The 18898-nt window shown below is 26.6% G+C and carries 17 protein-coding genes; 6 read left to right on the top strand and 11 right to left on the bottom strand.

The genetic code is table 4. From position 1 onward, the window contains the following. Positions 1-152 precede the first annotated feature (152 nt). From AAHM99_RS00350 to truB, 4 genes are all read right to left on the bottom strand, one after another. Positions 153-830, bottom strand: a complete 678-nt coding sequence (locus tag AAHM99_RS00350; protein ID WP_339029342.1) for a hypothetical protein — start codon at positions 828-830, stop codon at positions 153-155. A gap of 147 nt (positions 831-977) precedes the next feature. Next, on the bottom strand, positions 978-1244 hold the full coding sequence (rpsO, locus tag AAHM99_RS00355; RefSeq protein WP_339029344.1) for a 30S ribosomal protein S15: 267 nt from the start codon (positions 1242-1244) through the stop codon (positions 978-980). Positions 1245-1364: 120 nt separating this feature from the next. Further along, positions 1365-2102: a nucleotidyl transferase family protein gene (locus AAHM99_RS00360; protein WP_342274825.1), complete on the bottom strand. Its 738-nt coding sequence runs from the start codon at positions 2100-2102 to the stop codon at positions 1365-1367. Beyond that, positions 2095-3015: a tRNA pseudouridine(55) synthase TruB gene (gene truB / locus AAHM99_RS00365; protein WP_342274826.1), complete on the bottom strand. Its 921-nt coding sequence runs from the start codon at positions 3013-3015 to the stop codon at positions 2095-2097. Before truB ends, AAHM99_RS00360 begins: the two co-directional genes overlap by 8 nt. A 131-nt stretch (positions 3016-3146) precedes the next feature. Between truB and AAHM99_RS00370 the strand changes: the two genes are divergently transcribed. From AAHM99_RS00370 to AAHM99_RS00390, 5 genes are all read left to right on the top strand, one after another. Continuing rightward, positions 3147-3443, top strand: a complete 297-nt coding sequence (locus tag AAHM99_RS00370) for a transposase (protein WP_342274827.1) — start codon at positions 3147-3149, stop codon at positions 3441-3443. A 278-nt stretch (positions 3444-3721) separates the two neighbouring features. After that, complete coding sequence (locus AAHM99_RS00375) at positions 3722-4285, top strand: DDE-type integrase/transposase/recombinase (protein WP_342274807.1); 564 nt, start codon at positions 3722-3724, stop codon at positions 4283-4285. Between the two features lie 110 nt (positions 4286-4395). Then, on the top strand, positions 4396-4926 hold the full coding sequence (locus tag AAHM99_RS00380) for a hypothetical protein (protein ID WP_339029349.1): 531 nt from the start codon (positions 4396-4398) through the stop codon (positions 4924-4926). Between the two features lie 110 nt (positions 4927-5036). Beyond that, a complete protein-coding gene (locus AAHM99_RS00385) occupies positions 5037-5402 on the top strand; it encodes a helix-turn-helix domain-containing protein (protein ID WP_342274828.1) in 366 nt (121 codons plus the stop codon). Further along, positions 5381-6256 carry an IS3 family transposase gene (locus tag AAHM99_RS00390; protein ID WP_342274829.1) on the top strand — a complete coding sequence of 292 codons (876 nt, stop codon included), beginning with the start codon at positions 5381-5383 and terminating at the stop codon, positions 6254-6256. Before AAHM99_RS00385 ends, AAHM99_RS00390 begins: the two co-directional genes overlap by 22 nt. Before the next feature lie 131 nt (positions 6257-6387). Here AAHM99_RS00390 and AAHM99_RS00395 read toward each other — a convergent pair whose 3' ends face one another. From AAHM99_RS00395 to AAHM99_RS00415, 5 genes are all read right to left on the bottom strand, one after another. Beyond that, a complete protein-coding gene (locus AAHM99_RS00395) occupies positions 6388-9360 on the bottom strand; it encodes a lipoprotein (protein WP_342274830.1) in 2973 nt (990 codons plus the stop codon). Positions 9361-9529: 169 nt separating this feature from the next. Continuing rightward, positions 9530-12517, bottom strand: coding sequence for a lipoprotein (locus tag AAHM99_RS00400; RefSeq protein WP_342274831.1), 2988 nt, complete (start codon positions 12515-12517; stop codon positions 9530-9532). A 120-nt stretch (positions 12518-12637) separates the two neighbouring features. Further along, positions 12638-13972: a hypothetical protein gene (locus AAHM99_RS00405; protein ID WP_342274832.1), complete on the bottom strand. Its 1335-nt coding sequence runs from the start codon at positions 13970-13972 to the stop codon at positions 12638-12640. Between the two features lies 1 nt (position 13973). After that, positions 13974-15155: a hypothetical protein gene (locus AAHM99_RS00410; protein ID WP_342274833.1), complete on the bottom strand. Its 1182-nt coding sequence runs from the start codon at positions 15153-15155 to the stop codon at positions 13974-13976. Between the two features lie 2 nt (positions 15156-15157). Further along, positions 15158-15874 (bottom strand): RsmE family RNA methyltransferase, encoded by a 717-nt coding sequence (locus AAHM99_RS00415; protein ID WP_342274834.1) that lies wholly within the window; start codon positions 15872-15874, stop codon positions 15158-15160. A 97-nt stretch (positions 15875-15971) separates the two neighbouring features. On the opposite strand from AAHM99_RS00415, the gene AAHM99_RS00420 reads away from it, so the two are divergent. Further along, the gene (locus tag AAHM99_RS00420; protein ID WP_342274835.1) at positions 15972-16646 is read left to right on the top strand and encodes a hypothetical protein; all 675 of its coding nucleotides are present in this window, start codon (positions 15972-15974) and stop codon (positions 16644-16646) included. A 33-nt stretch (positions 16647-16679) separates the two neighbouring features. On the opposite strand, the gene rbfA is transcribed toward AAHM99_RS00420, so the two are convergent. Continuing rightward, entirely contained in the window at positions 16680-17024 is a 345-nt protein-coding gene (gene rbfA, locus AAHM99_RS00425) for a 30S ribosome-binding factor RbfA (protein WP_339029362.1), read from the bottom strand. 2 nt (positions 17025-17026) lie between these two features. After that, positions 17027-18892, bottom strand: a complete 1866-nt coding sequence (infB, locus tag AAHM99_RS00430; RefSeq protein WP_342274836.1) for a translation initiation factor IF-2 — start codon at positions 18890-18892, stop codon at positions 17027-17029. Positions 18893-18898: the final 6 nt, after the last annotated feature.

Below are 18898 nucleotides of genomic sequence, written 5' to 3' on the forward strand. Positions count from 1 at the left end.
ACCCGCTATCAAATGCATGAGAAAGGAAATACTTATTTATTGAGCGGTCTTTAATATCTCACGCAAACATAAAGAATAACAAATATTCTTGGCGTCCCTAAGGACATAATAATTATATAATAAAAAAACCTTACATAAATAAGGTTTTTTTATTATTTTTTTGTTACTGCTGATCTAATTTTAATGTTTACTTTTCTTGGTTCAACTATTGAAGGTTGGAATAAAACAGTTTTTCTTGTTTTTCCTAGTTGATTACCAGCAATTTTTACTTCTTTTTTCTGATTAAAAAGACCTGAAATATCTCTTCCACCAGTAACTACAGCTACTCAATTTTCGTCTAATTTACGTTTAACTTTTGCATTTAATCAATGTAAAGCAACAACGTTATTTACATCATCTCTTTCACCATCTTGATCAATTAAACAATAAACTCAACCGAATTCTGATGCTTGTCCATATTCGCTAACTTTAATAATTGCTCCAGCTATATCTTGTCTATAAATAGATGAATTTGTTGCTGAAACTGGATCTGATTTCTCTCAAATAAATTTTTGTTGTCCATCTGTTAATTTGATGTCTTTATTTATAATTTTCTCTGGTTTTGGATCTGAAACTTTTTTTCTTGTTTGAATATGTTCAGGTCTCATTTTATTTGAAGCAGCTCTTTTAACAGCTGTTGTTTTAGGTTTTTTTGCAGTTGTGCTTTTTGCAATTAATGATTTAGTTGTTGATTTTTTAGCAGTTGTTGATTTTTTTACTGCTACTTTTTTAGCACTTGTTGCTTTTTTAGCACTTGTACTTTTTCCTGTTGTTGATTTTGCAGTTGCCATATAGTAACACCGTCTTTCTAATAAAAATACTAAATTTTGATAATAAAAATTATATTTTTATTATCAAAATATGATTTAATTATACATTATTTTTTAAAACTATTCTACTCAAATAATAATAGATAAAAAAATAATATAATTACTACACTATTTTCTTATTTTTAATTTTTCAATAATTGTCTTATATCTTTCAACATCTTTTTTAAACAAAAAGTTTAACAAATGTCTTCTTTGAGCTACTTTTTTTAATAAACTTCTTCTTGAAGTAATATCTTTTTTATGTATATTCAAGTGCTCTGTTAAATTTTGAATATCTTGAGTTAAAATAGCAATTTGAACTTCAGCTCTACCTGTATCATTTGCATTAACTCCGAATTCTTTAACAATATTTTCAATTTGTGTTTTAGAAACCATGTCTATAACCCCCTATTAATCCTTGATTGAAAATTGTTTTATCATAGAAAAGATTTAGGGTAAATCAAATCAAAGACAAAACATCAATACTTAAAAAGTATATCAAAAATAAAGCCTTTTTTATACTTTTTTTAAAAATTCAATATCTAATAATTCCTTTTTGCATTTTAATTTAATAATATTGTTTTCTAATTCTATTTGCAGAGTTTCGCCCTCAATTAGAACCAAATATTTTCCATTTGCGATGTTTATATTATAATCTTCCATCAAAAAACTATTTTCCCTATTTCTTTTAAATCTAGCTGAAAAGTTACCATCAATTATTTTATTAACCTCACTAATTTCTCCTTTTGCCAAATTACTCTTTAAAAGTGAAGTTGAAATATTTAGAATTCTTTTAAAAACTATAATATTTTCAACTCCAAAAAAGTCCTGCAAATGAGAAATATTTCCCTGACCTTTATAAGCAAATCTAAAATCATCGCCTATAACTATTTTTTTAACATTTAGTTTCTCTTTTAAAAATAAACAAAATTCATTAGGATTTAATTTGATAGTTTCATTATTAACTTCTATCTCAAATATATAATCAGGTTTATAATGCTTTTCAATATTTTCATACTTATTATTTTTTGACTGTAAAGTGTTTTTTATTCCTTTTAAAAAATCTGAAACTTTTTCTGAAAAAGTGATTATTGATCAAACAAAATTTTTTTCTTTTGCAATTCTTTTTGCTTCAGAAAAAATTGCTTTATGCATTTTGTGAATACCATCAAAAAAACCAATACAAATAACATTTCCTTTTTGCTCCAAGTTGAAATTTTCATTATTTTTAAGAAAGGTTTGATATTTAATCATAATAACCATTTCTTTCAGCTTCAGTTAATTGATCCAATGGAACCTCATCTCATAATCCTCTTTGACATTTATAAAGATCATGTGCAATGTGCTTATAAATTGCAATTACCTCTTTTAAATCATTAATAATAAAAATTATTGGGTAGTTAATGCCACTTAAACTAATTGCCTTACCTTGTTTAATATCTCTAATTCTATGATACTCAATTAATGTATGTTCATTTTTCATTAAAGCATCATACATTGACATTAAATCTTTTTGCTCTATTTGCTCAATTGTCTTGGCCTCACTTAAATTTAAACCTCCAGAAGATGTTCGTTCTAATTGAGAAACCGTAGCAATTGTTTCTAAATCTTTTGCAAAATCAGTAACTAAACTTCTAATATATGTGCCTTTACTACATCTAACATTTAATTTAATTGTTCCCAATTTTTGATTAAATTCTATTAACTCACAACTTTTAATAGTAACCTTTTTTGGTTTAATTTCAACTTCTTGTTGTTTTCTTGCATATTCATATAGTTTTTTACCATCAACTTTAACTGCTGAATATATTGGTGGATACTGGTCATAAATATAGCCATTATATTTATTAACCACTTCTTTTACTAGTGATTTTGAAATTTTTTTATAGCCCTCTTCTTGTACTACTTTTCCTGTAATATCTTGTGAATCAGTATGTATAAACAGTTTCATGGTTACAATATAACTTTTATCACTACTTAAAATATAGTTTGATATTTTTGTTGCTTGATTGATTAAAATTACCATCAATCCTGTTGCTAGAGGGTCCAAAGTTCCAGCGTGACCAATTTTTTTAATATTAAATTTTCGCTTAATATTTTGAATTAAATCATTTGAAGTAATTCCTTCTGGTTTACGTACTAAAAGTACTCCTGATTTGCCATCCATTTTATTTCCTCCAAAACATTTCCTATATTTATTATTACACATAACCCTGTAGTGTAACCTTTTTTCGGACACATTTTAAAAATACTTTATATATTGATATAAAATATTTGTGAACGAAGAGAGGTTTTATTTTGACTAAGTATTCAATCGATCAAAAAATTGAATTAGTATTAAATTTTTATAAATCAAATTTGTTATTATCACAATATTCAAAAGCAGTAGGAATTGATAAATCAAGATTAAAAAACTGAATAAAAACCTATGATGAAAATGGAAGAAGTGGCTTCAAAAAGTCCTTTAAAGCAAATAATGAGGAGATTATAAATTTAAAAAAAGGGCTTAAAAAATCAAAAAGAGAAAGTGAAGATTTAAAATTAAGAGATGAAATGTTTAAAGAATTAAGAGAATTGATTGATAGAAAGAAGTAAATAAGTGAGAGTTAAACACATTTAAATCAAAAGTAGTTTATAACTTTACAATTAAAAACCCAAATATTGCAATTAGAAGACTTTGTAGACTAATTGATCTAGCAAAAAGTACTTACTATGATTGAATATCAAAAGGTAAACCAAAAATTAAGGCTATTAATTGAGATTTGGTTTTGAGAATTAATGATGTTTATAAAAATGAAGTTAAAATCTATGGATCTAGAAGATTATTGAAGTATTTAAATTTAAATTGTAGTCATAAAAAAGTTCTGCGAATAATGAAGTTTCTAAAGTTAAAACCTAATAACTATAAAATACAAAAGAATAAATCAGTTACTCCAGAAAAAATTGGTAAGTATCCTAGATTATTTAAATATCAAACAGATTTGAAAAATTATGGAGATATTTTCTCTGTAGATATTACAGAGAAAATAATAGCAGGATGCAAACTATATACTTGCGCTTTTTATCATGTAAACACTAAAAAAGTTTATGGTTTGGTAACTAAAAATATTAAAGGTATGAAATTAGTATTAGAGTCATTTTTTAATATGGTTAATGAGTTTGGAACATTTAAACCAAACTCAATTATTCACTCTGATAACGGTTCAGAATTTAAATCTTATCAATATCGTTTAGCTACAATGTGATTTGATTTTGGTTTAAGTATGTCTAGAATAGGCAGATCAACGGACAATGGATATATTGAAGGTTTTTGAAGCACTCTTAAAAGAGAAGCAATCAAGGAAGGTTATAAATACAATGTTGTAAATGAATATATTTATAATTTGAAAATGTATCAATATTTTTATAATACTAATAGAGTTAGTTATAAAATATAGGTGTCCGAAAAAAAAGGAACAGTACAATTACACATAACCCATTATTGCTATAAAAATTATTTCTAAAAATATGTTATAATATACTAAGTTAAAGAATTTAGGTGATTATTATGCGTAGAAAATCAGATTTTTATAAAAATATTGAAAATGAATTTAAGATTATTTCTGAAAAGGAACATTTGAATAGTTCAGGTAACCCTGTAAGTAATCTCAATACAAAAATGTTTTATTTATTAAAGCATCACTTTAACTCATTTGAAGAATTCGATCAAGCAATAATAGAAGAAATTTCAAATACACTACAATCACTTGAAGAAGTAATTGTAAAAAAAGCGCTTTCTTTTCAAAGACTGGCAAAAGAGGTATTCAGTGAAAATATTAATCCACAAAAATGAGTTGATTTTGCTCAAAAAGAAGCACAAGCTTTAAGTTATGAAATGTATGATGAAAGTGAAATTAAATATTTAAGACATTTTCATATTGTTTGACTTACATGAGTTTATTGTGATGAAGAATTAAAAAAACTAAGAATTAAAGCAAGTAGAGATGTTTATAATAATATTGGTCAAGTTGAAAAAGATTATATTAGAAAACGTGCACAAATGTTAAAAGACCATAATGGTGGAACTGACAAGTGATAATTTATAAGTAATAAAAAAAGTTGTATTTATTTAATATGAATATAATCCTCTATGTATAGAGTTAGAATAAAAAAATTCTAATATAATCTATATAGAAGAGGATTTTTTATATGGCAAATTTTAAAGGAAATAAATCAAATATGGTATCTTTGGAAACTAAAATAGAAGTTGCAAAGGATTGAGCAATTAATCAACAAAGTTGAAAGAAATTAGCAAAAAAACATAATGTTTCATATTCTGCTGCAAGAAAATGAGCTTTAGGATATGAAGAATATGGAATTGAATATCTCAAGAAGATTTCTTCAAGAAAGGGACAAACCGCAGGAATTAAAAAAATTGATATAGAGCTAAAAAATAACCCATTTAGAAAAGAGATTCTGGAACTTAAAAAGAAAAATAAACTTTTAGAAATGGAGAATGAGATACTAAAAAAGTTCAATCAGTTCCTGGAGGATTGAGAAAAAAACAACAATTAAAGTATAACTATATTGAGAAAAATAAATCTGATTGATCAATTATTTTTTTATGTAAAGCACTTAAAACAACACAATCAAGTTATTACAGGTGAGTAAAAAAAGAAAGGCCCTCATTTAATTATAAGTTTGATGAGGTTTTAGCCGATTATATTTTAGAGATATTTAATTATTATAATCATATTTATGGTTATCCTAGAATCAATATAGTTTTAAAGCGCTTTTATAATATCAATGTTTCAAATAAATTAGTTTATAAATATATGAAACTTTTGGGAATAAGATCAAAAATTAGAATAAAGAGAAATATAAAACCAAAAGAGATCAAAGTTAGAAATTCTAAATACCCTAATATTGTTAATAGGCAATGAAATAGTTTTGATAAAGGTGAATTATTTGTAACGGACGTTACATATTTGCCTTATGGTTATAATAAGTTTGCATATTTGAGTATTATGAAAGATGTTAATACTGGCTTTATAGTTGGATATGATATATCTATGAGAAATGATAATAAAATTTATTTTAGAACATTGAAAATGGCTGAAGGCTATATGCTAAAAAATAAGAACTTAATAATTCACTCAGATAATGGCTTTCAATATACATCAATTTTTAGTCAGATGTATTGTAAGATGAATAAAATCTCTATATCTTTAAGTAGACCTGGAAACTCACTAGATAATGCTGCTTGTGAAACTTTTTTTTCTTCTTTAAAAACAGAGTGATATCAAAAGAACTTGAACTCTTTTCAAGAAGTATACAATAATGTTTTGGAGTATATTCAATTTTATAATTTCAAAAGAATAATGGTAAAGCATGAAAAAACACCATGAGAAACATGGTGTTCTAAATAGAATAAAAAAGCTATTCTATACTTGACATAATATGCTTAGTATTTATTTAATACAACTTTTTTTATTACTTATAACTTAAAAAGCCCTTTTGAAAAAAGGGATATTTAAGTTATCTTTTAAAGAAAATGTGACTATCCTTTAATTTTTCTATACTCAGGTTTTGGATTTTTTAATGAACTTGTTCAATCCCCTGCAAAGGCTCTAGCAAAGTCATATTCTTCTAAATAAGCTAAACCATGAGTTAATAAACTTTTATTTATTGGTTTATTCGTATGCACATCTAAACCTCTATCATCATTCATTGATCACATTCCAATATATCCTAAACCAACATTATGGCTTCAATTATACAATTCTTTTGCATCTTCTTCAGTAAAAACACCTCAAACTGTATCATTAACACCAATCATTGGTGTTGCACCAATTAATTTATAAAGACCATCATTACCAATTGAAACTTTTCCATAATTACTTTCAATTGAAGTTGCTAAGTTATTTTTTGTAGCATTTACTGCTTGTCTTGCTAAATCAAAGTTAGTTAATCCATCTTTAATTGCCTGTACATAAATTGGATCACCATAATCCATTAACATTAAGTTAACAACTGGTAAATCTTTTTCACTTAATCCAGCTTTTTTAAATTCCTCAACAAATATATTCATTACACGATAACCAACAGAAGTTAAACCAGTTGGCAATACTGGTAAAGTTAATGAGAAATCTCAATCCTTATCTTCTTTTTTCATTTCAGCAATTGTTGCTGCCAATAATCTATTATCATCATCTAATTCTTGAGCATGTCCCTCAATATCAAAGTCAATTGCTTTTGGCATTTTAACGTTTTTACCTTTTTTATTAGCTAATTTTACCAATGATTCTTGATATCCAATTAAAGCTTCTTTAAGGTCATTTTTTGCTTTTTGAGAATTATTAGGATTTAATTTATTTGCTAAAGTTCAAGGATTTTTTTCTGTAAATCCTCCTGTAGTTGCTCCACCATAAGCTACTTTAATATTTTCAAATTTATTTTGTTCTGCCATAGGTTTTAAAATCTTTTCTCAGAATTGACTGCTTTCTCATCATTCATAACCTTCAGTACCTGTTTCACTACCTGCAATTGACAAGTCTAATTTATCTCCATGATTATTAACTTGTTGTACAAATGCTAGTGTTAAGTGATCCATTCCATTAACACTGGAAATAATATTTTTCATATTATTTCCTTCATATAACCCAGCATCTAAATAAGGTGAGAAATATGTTGATTTATTTGCTTTTGCTTTTTTAGTAATTGAAGATTTTCTATTTGGATTTGCTTCACTTCATTTTGTATAAAGACTCTTACCTTGTCCAGTTGGAGGCATAATTACTTCTCCACCACCAGTTCCTGCTCCAGGTCCAGGGTTTGTTCCCCCTCCACCTTCTCATGAAGGTCCTTCTCAATTACCAGGGTTTTCTAAATTGTCTAATGCTTTATTTGCTTGAATATCATTTTTATAATCAATAGCCTTTAATTGACTAATAACTTCATCTTTATCTGTAATTTCCTTTGGAATATCATTTTCTAATAAAGTTCCATTTAATGCTTCTGCATATGTGAATTGTTTGAAACCTGAACCAGATCTAATGTTTTGATCTAATGCATTTTGGTCAGCTTGAGCTGCACCTGTTAATCCATTATCTTGAAAATGACTTGGTACATCTCTTGAGATATAGAACATTCCTAAACCACCAAATCCCTCTTTAACAGCTCAAGTTCTTAATTGGGCTGAATCTTTTGGAGTAAAGTTATAAGCAGCAGCTTCAGCTCTTCTTCCAATTCAAGGAGTGATTTTAATTCTTTTTTTCATGTAACCTAGATCTTTTATATCTCCATTTGTCACTTCATTTATTTTCGCTCAGTTTTTAGCTGTTTGTTTAGCTCCATCTTGAATTTGTTTTAATTCTCAATCATCATTAGTATTAACATCATTGGGTATAGTCAAATAACCTGTAACTAAATTTAATCTAAAATTAATACCCAAATATTTTGTAAAGTTATACAAAGGATAAATTTCATCACCTAATAAATTTAAATTATTAAGTCCCTCTTGACCAAATCCCTCAGCTAATGCCACTCCATATTCTGTTGACATTACAAGTGATAATTGGAAATCATAAGTTGGATCACTTTCAATTAATATTTTTAATGCACTGGCTAGTAATTTTTGAGAATCAGCATAATCTCCTTGACGTGATAAGTATGGTGCTGCAAAATAGAAATCAAATTTTTTAGTGCTATATTTATCCCCAACTTCTTTAATAACTTCTGCTAATTCTTCAGGAGTCTTATTATTTTGTCATGCAGTATGTCATAAAGAATTGGCAAAAGGCCCAAATGAAATTCTTACATTTTCTGGATTTAAATGTCCGCCATTTTCGTGACTTGTTATTTTAGTTTTAGAACTTTTTTTTGTTCAATCTCTATATCTATCATTAAATCACTTAGCATATTCAGTTTCTTCACCTTCTTTAGCTAAAATACCTTGTCCATCACCTTTTGCAGGCCCAGCATTTCACATTGGAACTAAATCACCAGTATCTGCTGCATTTTGCATAAATCCTAATGTTACTTCTGAATTTTGTGTAATAACATTTTCTTTACCAGCTATTTCACCTAAGTCATTATAAATGATATTTTTTCCATTTAAACTTTTTTCTGCTTCATCTCTTGTACCTTGACTTTTTCCTTTATCTTTCATCAAGTATTCTGCTGTATCTTCAACAATTCCCATATCTGCATAAGGTGAAAATACAAACTCACCATCATTAACTGTTAATTTTTCAACACCTGCTAAAGAAGATCTTTCTCCCTCTTTAATAACTCCATAATTTGAACTATTTTTATTTGTATTTTTTGTTAATAAGTCTTTTGATATTTGCTTTTTAACACTATTTTGTTTTATACTATTAATTTCACTATTTATGTTTCCATTACCTTTTCATTGTTCACCTGTTTGAAATGTTTTGTCTTTTGCATCAATTACTTTTCCACAAGCTACAACTGAACCACCAGCAGATACAACTAAACTTGTACTTGCTAATAAATTTAATAATTTTTTCATATTTTGCCCTTATCTATTTAGTATAAATTATTACTAATATTTTTATTATATCTAAAAAATATTTTTTTAGCAAAAATATTTTTATATTTTAAAAATATTTTTATAAAGATAATTGCCTTTATAGCTTGAAAAAAAACTCTTTTTAAAAGAGTTTTTTTTCAATACTAAACTAGAATTTATACTTATTTCTAGCTATTTTGTGTTCTGGTTTTGGACTTTTTAATGAACTTGTTCAATCTCCTGCAAAGGCTCTAGCAAAGTCATATTCTTCTAAATAAGCTAAACCATGAGTTAATAAACTTTTATTTATTGGTTTATTAGTATGCACGTCTAAACCTCTATCATCATTCATTGATCACATTCCAATATATCCTAAACCAACATTATGGCTTCAATTATACAATTCTTTTGCATCTTCTTCAGTAAACACACCTCAAACTGTATCATTAACACCAATCATTGGAGTTGCACCAATTAATTTATAAAGACCATCATTACCAATTGAAACTTTTCCATAATTACTTTCAATTGAAGTTGCTAAGTTATTTTTTGTAGCATTTACTGCTTGTTTTGCTAAATCAAAGTTAGTTAATCCATCTTTGATTGCTTGTACATAAATTGGATCCCCATAATCCATTAACATTAAATTAACAACTGGTAAATCTTTTTCATTTAATCCAGCCTTTTTGAATTCTTCAACAAATATATTCATTACACGATAACCAACAGAAGTTAAACCAGTTGGCAATACTGGTAAAGTTAATGAGAAATCTCAATCCTTATCTTCTTTTTTCATTTCAGCAATTGTTGCTGCCAATAATCTATTATCGTCATCTAATTCTTGAGCATGTCCTTCAATATCAAAGTCAATTGCTTTTGGCATTTTAACATCTTTATAACCATTTTTATTAGCTAATTTAACTAATGAATCTTGATACTCAATTAAAGATTTTTTAAGTTCTTCTTTTGCTGTTGGTGTATTTTTACCAAATAATGTATTTGCTAAAGTTCAAGGATTTTTATCTGTAAACCCTCCTGTAGTTGCTCCACCATAAGCTACTTTAATATTTTCAAATTTATTTTGTTTTGCCATTGGCTCTAGAATTTTACCTCAGAATTGACTGTTTTCTCATCATTCAAAGCCTTCAGTACCTGTTTCACTACCTGCAATTGATAAATCTAAGTAATCACCATGATTATTAACTTGTTGTACAAATGCCAATGTTAAGTGATCAAATCCATTAACACTAGAAGTAATATTTTGCATATTATTTCCTTCATATAACCCAGCATCTAAATATGGAGAAAAATAAGTAAAATCATTAGATTTTGTTTTTTTACTAATTGAAGAAGTTCTATTTGGATTAGCATCACTTCATTTTGTATAAAGACTTTTTCCAGGTCCAGTTGGAGGAGAAATGACTTCTCCACCATTTCCTCCACCTGTTCCAGGTCCAGGGTTTGTTCCCCCTCCACCTTCTCATGAAGGTCCTTCTCAACTACCACCAATTTCTAAATTATCTAAAGATGTATTTGCTAGAATATCTTCATGATAATCAATTCCACCAATAGTTTTGATTCCATCTTTATCTTTTGCTTCAATTAAAGGTACTGTTTCACCTGAAATTGTTCCATTTAAAGCTTTTGCATATGTAAATTGTTCAAATCCTGAACCTGATCTAATATTTTGATCTAATGCATTTCTGTCAGCTTGTGCAGGACCTGTTAACTCATTATCTACAAATTCACTTGGTACATCTCTTGAAATATAAAACATTCCTAAACCACCAAAGTTTTGTTCTTTTGCTCAAACTCTTAAATCTGCTGCATTTTTAGGTGTAAAGTTATATGCTGCTGCTTCAGCTCTTCTTCCAATTCAAGGAGTTATTTTTATTCTTTTATTTACAAAATTTATATCTTTTGATACACCATTTATAATTTTATTTAATTTATTTCAATTTTGTGCTGATTGTAAAGCTCCACTTTTAACAGTTTCTAGTTCTCAATCACTGTCAGTATTAACATCATTTGGTACAGTTAAGTAACCTGTAACTAAATTTAATCTAAAGTTCATTCCTAAATATTTTGTAAAGTTATATAGTGGATATATCTCATCACCTATTAAATTTAAGTTTACTTGACCATGTTCTCCAAAACCAGGAGCTAATGCAACTCCATCTTTTGTTGACATTACAAGTGATAATTGAAAATCATAAGTTGAATCACTTTCAATTAATATTTTTAATGCACTTGCTAGTAATTTTTGTGAATCAGCATAATCTCCTCTAGCTGATAAGTATGGAGCTGCAAAATAGAAATCAAATTTTTTAGTATTGTATCTATCTCCAACAGCTTTAATAACTTGTGCTAACTCTTCTGGAGTCTTATTATTTTGTCATGCTGTATGTCACAATGAATTTGCAAAAGGTCCAAATGAAATCCTTACATTTTCTGGATTTAATTGTCCACCTTTTCCTTTTATTTTTTCGTTACCTTTTATATCTTGTCCAGTTCAATTTCTGTATCTATCATTAAATCATTGAGCATACTCAGTTTCTTTACCTTCTTCTGCTAAAATACCTTTTCCATCACCTTTTGAAGGTCCAGCATTTCACATTGGAACTAATTCTCCTGTATCTGCTGCATTTTGCATAAATCCTAATGTTACTTCTGACTCATTAGTTATAACTGTTGAATCTTCAGCAATTTGTCCTAAGTCATTATAAACAATATTGTTTATTAAACCTTTTTCTGCAGCTTCTCTAGTTGCCTGACTTTTTCCTTTTTCTTTCATCAAGTACTCTGCTGTATCTTCAACAATTCCCATATCTGCATAAGGTGAGAATACAAACTCACCATCATTAACTGTTAAAATATCTTTATTTGCTAAAGAAGATCTATCATTTTCTCCAATAGTAGCATAAGTTGAAATTTTACTACTTGTATTTTTTGTCAACAAATCTTTAGATATTTGTTTTTTAATGTTATTTTCCTTTAATTTATAAACTTCTTGCTTAATAGCACCATTGCCTTTTCACTTTGCACCAGTTTCATAATCAACATCATCTTTATCTAATATACTTGTACAAGCCACAACAGAAGATCCTGCTGAAACTGCTAAAGTTACAGTTGCTAATAAATTTAATAATTTTTTCATAGATTGTCCATCCTTTTCATATGATTAATTTAATTATATAAAATAACAAGGTCATAACTAGGAACATTTAAGATATAAAAATATTTTAGTAAAAATGTGAAAGCTAAAAGGATTTTAGAGCTAATTATCGTTTTTTATAGTTCATTGTTCTTCATCTATCTTATTAATAGACTCAATTATTAAAGAAACTAACTGTTCTATTTGATAATTTGAATAAAAAGGATATTTTCTATCAAAATAAGGTTGAAGATATTTTAATTTCGTATTATATTTTGTAAGTCATTGATTGGCAATATCATTAAGTTCTGACATTGCTTCTCTTTGTTTTGTAGATTTAATTTCACTTTTTAAGTCTGAGTTTAAATGACCATATAATTCATTTGATTTTAATGTTAATCACTTTTGAAACATAGCGTAATTTGATACACCGCTTTGAATAACGGGAGAAACTATATATCTATGTCTGTAATTTTTAAATTTCTCTCATGAGGTATTTGAAACTCCATTTTCATTCGATAAATTGTTTTGAATATATGTCTTATGTTCTATCAAATCAGTATCAAATATCTTAAAAGATGCTAAATAATCAACAGGTAATTTAAAATTAGAGTTAGTATTTACTGAATATCGAGAAATACCTTCAAAAATTTCTTCATTTTCAAAATTAAATTGATTAAAGTAATAAGTATTTATTGAGTCTAATTTTATAAAAATAAAGTTAGTTAAATCAAAAAAACTAATGTTTCTTTTTATTCATTTTCTTAAATTTTCGGTTTTCATAAATTGATCGATATTCATTTCTAACTCTCTTTTTATATATCGTTCATAAATAAATGACTCTAATGATTTTGAAACATATTCATTAAATCATCTTAATAGATAGTAATCAGCATCATATGAATAATTAAACTCATTTTTCATTGTATAGTTTATAAGTCTTTTTAAATTAACTAATAACCCTGAACTTAATTTATTAACTTCTTTAAAGTCCTTTGTCAGTTTTAAAACTATATCATTTTCTTTTATCCCATTACGATTTACCCAATATATAGACTCATTATTTACTATGTTGGCAATTACAGAAACTATTCTAAAATTTATTTTTACATTTTTATAATTAAAAACTAGATTTATATAATTTTTATCCGTATGGATTTCAGGAATAACCTTATATGTCTTTGAAACTCTTAATATTGTTTCACTTAAATCTGATATTTTAATTAAGGAAGCACTTATATATTTAACTGCACAAAGATCAAGATTAATTACATTATTTATTTTCATATATGAATGATAAGCAAAATCACCAACTTTTTTTAAATGAATTTTTTCATTTAAAAAAAGTTGTCTTAATTCATTAAAATAAGAGTTTATCTTAGTAGTAACTGCTTGCTCTTCTAGAGTTAATATTTTTACTGTTTTATTAAATTTTCATATATCTTTATTTAATTTCATATTAATCTCTTTCTATTTCAAAAGTAAAGTACTGTAAAAAAATTAAAAATAGACCATTCTCCTTATTTGTTGGATAAATTGTTCTTGAATGAATTTGTAAATCTAAATTATCATATTTCTGACTTTCCTTTTTTATGGAAATAGTTGTGGAACCTTTAGTATTTTTTAAATAGGTAACAGAGTCATATCAAAAGAAAAAATTACCACTAATATTCCTTTCCTTATTTTGTAAAAATTTATTAATATATTCAAAGTATTTTTCTAGAAAACCTTGAAGGATTGGATATGTCATATGAAAAACTCAACTTAGACTTTTTAATTTAAAAGAATTATAAATTTTTGCAATTTTTTTGCTTCTTTTATAAAAAATATACTTTGATTCCAAAACATTATCTACCTCTTTTTTACTTGAAAAATTATAATCAAAAGCAAAATCTAATCACCTTTGTAAGTAAATGTTTTTAGTTAAATCATATTGTATTTCAGACATAATACTTATTTTTAAAAATAAGCGCTCTTGTTTAGTTAATGAACCTCTAAATTTTATTCTTACATAATAAAAAAGAATTTGTAATTTTTTTACTAACAGCTTATTTAGTGTACGAAAACTTTTTACATATTCTAATGTAAATGACCTATTATACATTGTTTTGTTACAAATTATTGGTAAGAAATTATTATGTCTAAGTGATGTTCTAATAATTATTGAAAAGCCAATTTTCCCCTCTTTATAAAAAGCAATTTTAATTGCGTCAGCAAAAGTAACTATTTTTTTAGGATTATTACATCTATATTTTTTTTCAATTCAACTAACTTTAATATCATTTGCTACTTTGTAAAAGTCAGTAACAAGTTCAAATATTTCTTTATTAATTTCACAAACTCAGCAATCATCAAAATGTTCTCTTGTTTCAATTTCTTTTTCATACATTTTATACATACTTCTATTTACATATTTTATTGCTAGTAAATCAATATTAAGTTCTTTATCAAAATCATAAAGTTCTCCCGTTGCAAAACTACCATGAGTCTTTAATTGAACAATATCTTTTAATTTTCTTTTCAAATAATAAATGTTTTTATCAATAAACTTCTTAAATTTATTATCAATATAAATTTTTTTTAGTTGTCTATTAATTTGTTCAATATCAGCTGTTACTAATTTACTTGAAATTTTATCCATAATTATCACCCACTTTTTTCATAGTTTAAACAACTTAATACAAATAGAGAAGCTGTTTCAGTTCTCATTATATTTTCTCCCAAACCAATACTTTTATAACCTATTTTATTTAATTGCTTTACTTCTTGAGGTTCAATTCCACCCTCGGGTCCAATAATTATATTAATAGTTTTAAATTTCTTAATAATTTCCTTTTTGATAAACTCACTTGTTTCTTCTTCTCAACAAACTAAATTAATATCTGCCTTATAGTTTTCCAAATCTTTCAAATTTCTAACAATTGAATTTATTGTTGGAATATCAACTCTTTTTGATTGCTTTGCAGCGCTTTCACAAATTGTATATCAGCGAGTTAATTTCTTTTTCTCATTTTTAGTATCAATTTTTACAACATTTCTTTTAAATTCAACGGGAATAATATTATCAACACCAAGCTCTGTAGCTTTTTGTAAAATAAAATCTCATTTTTGTTCTCTAATAATGCCCAAAATTAAATTTACCTTATAGTTTTTTTTAGTTAGTTTTTCTTTCGAAATTATTCTAGCTCTGCAAAATTTTTCACTTATTTGAAAAATTTTACACAAATACTTCTCATTTTGATAAACACAAAATATTTGTTCTTCTTCTTTTAATCTAACAACATTTTTTATATGATGAAGATCCTCATTAACTATTTCAAAATAATCACCTATAATTTTATCTAAAAAGAAACTATGCATAATAACTCCAATTCTTTATATATTATAATATAATATTTCTTGAGGTGAATATTATTTGAATTCTATAAAATTGTTTGTTTAAAAGGAGAATTTGACAATGAAGATGACTGATAATAATAGTCAAGATCAAGAATTGATTCAAACCATGGAACCAATTGATATTGACTATGAATTCAGCAAACTAAATAAGTCAAACAAACATGCGAGATTTAAGAGTGAGACTCTAAAAATAACTCTTGTCAGTTTGTTACTAAGTATGTCCACAGCTGTTAGTTTAATAAATGTAATTATTCCATTATATATTACTGGAATAAATTTAGGTTTTGTCCTAAAATACTTTGTTATTGCTATAAGCTTTCAAGTGGTAGGCATATACTGGGGTATGATAATAGGTTTGTTAGATGGTCTACTACAATTTCTAATCTGAGGTTATAGTCCTTTATTTAGGCTAGCATCTGGAATTGGATTAGCAATTTGAGTAGCACTATTTTGATTAATATACGATAAAGTATTTCGAGTTTATAGTAAGAATGCCTCTTTTAATAGAAGCGTATCGCTAATATTCTCAGGAATGTTAGTATTTATTTTTGGGCCATTAAGCTCAGCATTTTTAAATTATTTAATATCATATATTGAATATGGTGAAATATATGATATATTTAAATTTTTTCACTCATGGTTAAGTTTTATGGTATTTGATCTATTTGCAATTATTTTATTCACACTCACTACTAATAGAATTCAAATATTAACTAAAAAATTGCTATATTAAATAGAAAAAACCTGCATTTTATGCAGGTTTTTTCTATTTAATATCTTTTAGTATTTTTTCAATTTTATTAGCGTTTTCTAAAGTTTTATCAAATTCAAATGTTAATTCTGGCACACTTCTCATTTCAACTTTACTTGCAAGAATCATTCTTATTTCCTTTAAATTCTCTTCAATTTCAGTCTTTACTTCATCTTTATTTGAATTAACATCCATTGATGAATAAAAAATCTTTGCGTGACTCATGTCATTTGACAATCTCACTTCATGAATTGTAAGTGAATTTAAGTATTCACTATCTGGAAATTCTCTTTGTAAAATTAAGTTTAATTCTCTAAGAATAGTTGATTGATTTCTTTCAATTTTTATATCATTTGCCATAATTATTTCACCTCTTCTACCTTGTATGCTTCTATAATATCATTTTCCTTCAAATCATTAAAGTTTTTAATTGTAATACCACATTCTTGTCCTTCTTTAGCTTCTTTTATATCTTCTTTTTTATTTTTTAAAGAAGATATTTCTCCACTATAAACAACTATTCCATCTCTTAAAATATGAACTTTTGAAGAACGTGGTACAACTCCACTCATAATTCTACATCCTGCTATTGTTCCAACTTGTGAGTGTCTAAATAATTGTCTTACTTGTGCCTCTCCCAGAGATTTTTCCTCAAAAACAGGATCTAACATACCTGTGGCAGCTTCTGCTATTTCTTCAATTAATTTATAGATAATATTGTGTAATCTTATTTCTACACTATCTTCTTCTGCTTTTTGTCTAACTTGTGATGTTGGTCTTACATTAAAACCATAAATTAGAGCATCAGATGCTAAAGCCAAAGTAACATCACTTGCTGATATTGCTCCTACTGTTGCACGAATTACATTAATTTTTACTCCTTCAATACTAATTTTTAGCATTGAATTTCGAACAGCTTCAACTGTACCTTGAGTATCAGCTTTTAAAATTACATTAATTGATTTTAATTCACCAGATTCAATTTTATTTTTAATTGAATCTAAAGTGAATGTTTGATTTTTTTGTCTTGCTTCATTTTGTTGTTTTTCAAACTGAGCTTTTGCAATATCTCTTGCCATTTTTTCTTCAGTAACAACAATAAACTTATCTCCTGCTTTAGGAACTTCGTTTAAACCAATAATAACTGCTGGTTGGCCTGGAGATACTTCAACAAGTTTAGCCTTATTTTCATTTTCTAAATCTTTAATAGTTCCAAATGTTCCTCCAGCAATAATAATATCTCTAATTTTTAAAGTACCATCTTGTACTAAAATTGTTGCAACAGGACCCCTATTTTTATCTAATTTAGCTTCAATAACAGTTCCTCTTGCAAATTTATTAGCATTCGCCTTTAAATCCTTTAATTCAGAAATTAATAAAATAGTCTCTAATAATGTATCAAGACCTACTTTTCCTTTTGCAGAACCTTCAATAAATGGAATATCTCCACCATATTCTTCTGCTACAATTCCATAATTCATTAATTCCATTTTAACTTTATTTGGATCTGCACCTTGTTTATCAATTTTATTTACAAAAACAATAATTGGAACACTAGCTGCTTTTGCATGGTCAATTGCTTCTTCAGTTTGAGGCATTACACCATCATCTGCTGCAACTACCAAAATTACTATGTCAGTAACTTCACTTCCCCTTGCACGCATCTCTGTAAAAGCCTCATGACCTGGAGTATCAATAAAGGTAATTTTATTTGACTTTATTGTTGTTTGATAAGCACCAATATGTTGAGTAATTCCCCCAAACTCTCCATCTGTAACATTTGCATTTCTAATTGAATCTAATAATGTTGTTTTACCATGGTCAACATGACCCATAATTGTTACTATTGGAGGTTTTGCTGTTAAGTCCTTTGGATCGTCTTTTTCATTAAACGTTTCAAAAATATTTTCCTTAGTAACACTAGTCTCTTTTTTAAAATCATAGCCGAATTCAATACATAATTCACCCATTTGTTCTTCTGAAAGAATTTGGTTTTGAGTTACCATTGAACCATTAGTAAAAAATCATTTTACAATTTCTGCTGGTCCTTTATTTAGTTTTTTTGCAAAATCTGCAATTGATAACGGTTCTGTATAAACAAAAATACCATCAATCAAACCAGTTTCTGTTGTTTGTTTTAGCTGATTTTTTATATTTGCACTATGTGCTTTAGATTTATTTTTAGACTGTTGATTCTTATTATTCTCTTGTTTTATATTTTTTGCCATAACTAC

Origin of the sequence: Spiroplasma endosymbiont of Cantharis lateralis (assembly GCF_964030855.1) — a bacterium.
Lineage (GTDB): Bacteria > Bacillota_I > Bacilli_A > Mycoplasmatales > Mycoplasmataceae > Spiroplasma_A.